This window comes from Gandjariella thermophila (assembly GCF_005405885.1).
Lineage (GTDB): Bacteria > Actinomycetota > Actinomycetes > Mycobacteriales > Pseudonocardiaceae > Gandjariella > Gandjariella thermophila.
In genome coordinates this window covers 1-2,502 of record NZ_BJFL01000091.1, presented here as the reverse complement: position 1 = coordinate 2,502, position 2,502 = coordinate 1, and the positions used below count along the sequence as shown (strand labels likewise).

Here is a 2,502-nt window from a genome sequence, read left to right as displayed (position 1 = left end):
AGATCGCGCAGATGGTTGAGCCGAGGTTGCCGAGGTAAAGGGGGGCGTTTCGAATGGGGTGGTGGGAGGACCGGTGGCACGACGCGGAGGACGGGGCCGCGTCGCTGTTGGGGATGAAGAAGCCGTCTCAGGAGCGGGCCGAGCAGCAGGCCGCCAGGGATGCCACGCAGCGGGACACCCAGCGCCGCAACGAACTACGGCATCAGGCGTCCACGTTTGCGCAGCAGGCCGGGGGCGGCTTCGATCCACCGGCCATCAACCAACGGACCAACTGGGATTCGTGGGATCACGGCAAGATTCACTCTATGGTCAATGGGATTCCGACCAGCGACTTGAACAGCCACGGTGGGGACTGGGTCACCCTCGGTAAGGATCTCAGTACCGCGACCGAGGACTTTCACCGATCGGTGACGGGCGCGATTTCTGGGAACTGGACGGGGCAGGCGGCGGCGAACGCGATCTCGGCGCCGCAGTCGATCGTCTCCTGGGGCAACGACTTCGGGAACGCGGCGCAGGCGACGGGGACGCAGATTCAGGCCGCGGGCACGGCGGCCGACCAGGCGAAGGCGACGGTGCCGCAGCCGGCGGACTTCAACTGGCGTCGCACGATCGTGGGTGGGTTGAGCACCATCTCCCTCGGCGGTGTCGGGGGCTTCGCCGATGCCTACCAGCAGCATCAGGAGCAGCAGAACGCCAAGGCCGCCGCGGTGCGGGTGATGAACTCGGTCTACACGCCCGGCTATGTGGAGGCCGACCAGGGCACGCCGGCGTTCACCGCGCCCACCGACCCGACCCAGCCGCCACCCAACAACCCGCCACCGCCCGTGCCGCCGCCGGTGGGTCCGCCACCGACGCCGGGGGGTCCGCCGTTCCGACCAGGCCAGTCCGGGTCGACCGGGCACACCGGCTCCACCGGCCACACCGGAAGCGGGCAGCAATTCGGGCCGCCGCCGCAGCCATCGGGCGGTCCGATCCCGACCGGCCCGAGCGGGTACGGCGGCGGCTCGGTGACCCCGGCCGGTGCCGGCCCCTCCCCGTCGCCGATCGGCGATCTCGGACCGGCTGGCGGCGGCCCGGCGAACCCGGGCAACGCGTTCGGTCCGGGCGGCTTGGCGTTCGGCCCCGGAGGGTTCGGCCCCGGAGGCGGCGGAGGCAGTGGAGGCGGCGGCGCGGGCGGCGGCTCGCGCGGGTTCGGCGGTGGCGCCGGCTACCGCTCCGGGGACACGGGTGGTTCGCGCCCGTCCGGGCCGGGAGCGCGGTCCGGCGCGGGCGCGATGGCGGCCGAGGAGGGCGTGCCGCGCCCGGGAAGTGCGGCGGGCCGGCCAGGGGCCGGCGGTATGGGCGGCGGGCCGATGGGTGCCGGCGGGCGCGGTGGCAAGGGCGAGGAGGACAGGGAGCACCGCTCGGCCGGCTACCTGGTCGACGAGGAGCACGGCAACGCCATCGTCGGCGATCTTCCGCTGACGGCGCCGCCGGTCATCGGCGAAGGCTGACCGGAGGACGCGACCGGTGCCGACCACGGTGCACTGGCGGCTGTCCGCCGTCCAGGTTGACCAGTTGTGGGAATTCCTGAAGCTGGGCGACTATCCGTTTCCCATCGAGGTGCGCTCCTACGGCGGGTCCGATGTGGAGCGTCTGGCTCTGCGTGGCCGCGTCCGCGACGAACTGCGCGCCGCGCGGCTGCTGCGCGGCGAGCGCCTGGACGCCGACCTGGAGGCGGCGTTGCGGCTTCTGGTACGCGCGGAGGCTTGGCTCGACTCCGTGTGGCTGCCCGACGAGCACGCCGACAGCCCGATGCGGGTACTGGCCGCACGCTCCGGGCCAGCCGCGCTGCTCGCCCTGCAACTGCCGGGCGAGTCCGAGCACACGGGCGGTGACCTGATCCTCCGCGAGATTCACCCCTCCGGCCTGGTGGCCGCGGTCGTCGGCGAGCTACCGGCCGCGCCGGCCGGGCGCCGGCCCCCGGCGACCGCGCCGGCGTCCGCGTTCGGCGGTGCCACGCGGTCCACTTCGGACGATACCGGTGGCGGCGTGCTGATCTCGAACAGCCCGCGGCCCAGCAGGTCCGAGCGCGACATCGCGGTGTTCCGCGACGTCCTCGACGCGGCTCACCCGCGTGCCGGGCAGATCGCCGCCAACCACCGTGACGCCACGGGCCGCAGGCGGCGTTCCCCGGTGCTGCACTGGTTCGACAACGCCGACGACGGCCGGTACCTGCTCATCGCCGAAACCCACCGCGGCGAACCGGAAATCACCCTGCGACCCGTTGACGCCCACCAACTCGGCACCCACGTCCAGGCGGCGCTGAACTCGGTACTCCCGGGGATCGCCGGGTAGCCCGCCGGACGACCCGGCGATCCCCGGCGCTCAGCTCACCCAGTCCTCCGCGGCCGTCCAGGTATTGCATTGGGCGGTGCGGTTGTACTGGGCGCCCTGGACCGTCCAACCCTGCACGTGGGCGCCGTTGCCGTGGTCGCGACGGGTCTGCACGCCGTTGTCGTC

General features: G+C 73.1%; 2 protein-coding genes. Both read left to right on the top strand.

Annotation, left to right across the window (positions count from 1 at the left end; genetic code table 11):
* The first annotated feature begins 53 nt into the window (after positions 1-53).
* Positions 54-1,493: a PPE domain-containing protein gene (locus FFT21_RS30460; protein WP_137816949.1), complete on the top strand. Its 1,440-nt coding sequence runs from the start codon at positions 54-56 to the stop codon at positions 1,491-1,493.
* 16 nt (positions 1,494-1,509) lie between these two features.
* Positions 1,510-2,337, top strand: coding sequence for an ESX secretion-associated protein EspG (locus tag FFT21_RS28225; protein WP_137816948.1), 828 nt, complete (start codon positions 1,510-1,512; stop codon positions 2,335-2,337).
* Positions 2,338-2,502: the final 165 nt, after the last annotated feature.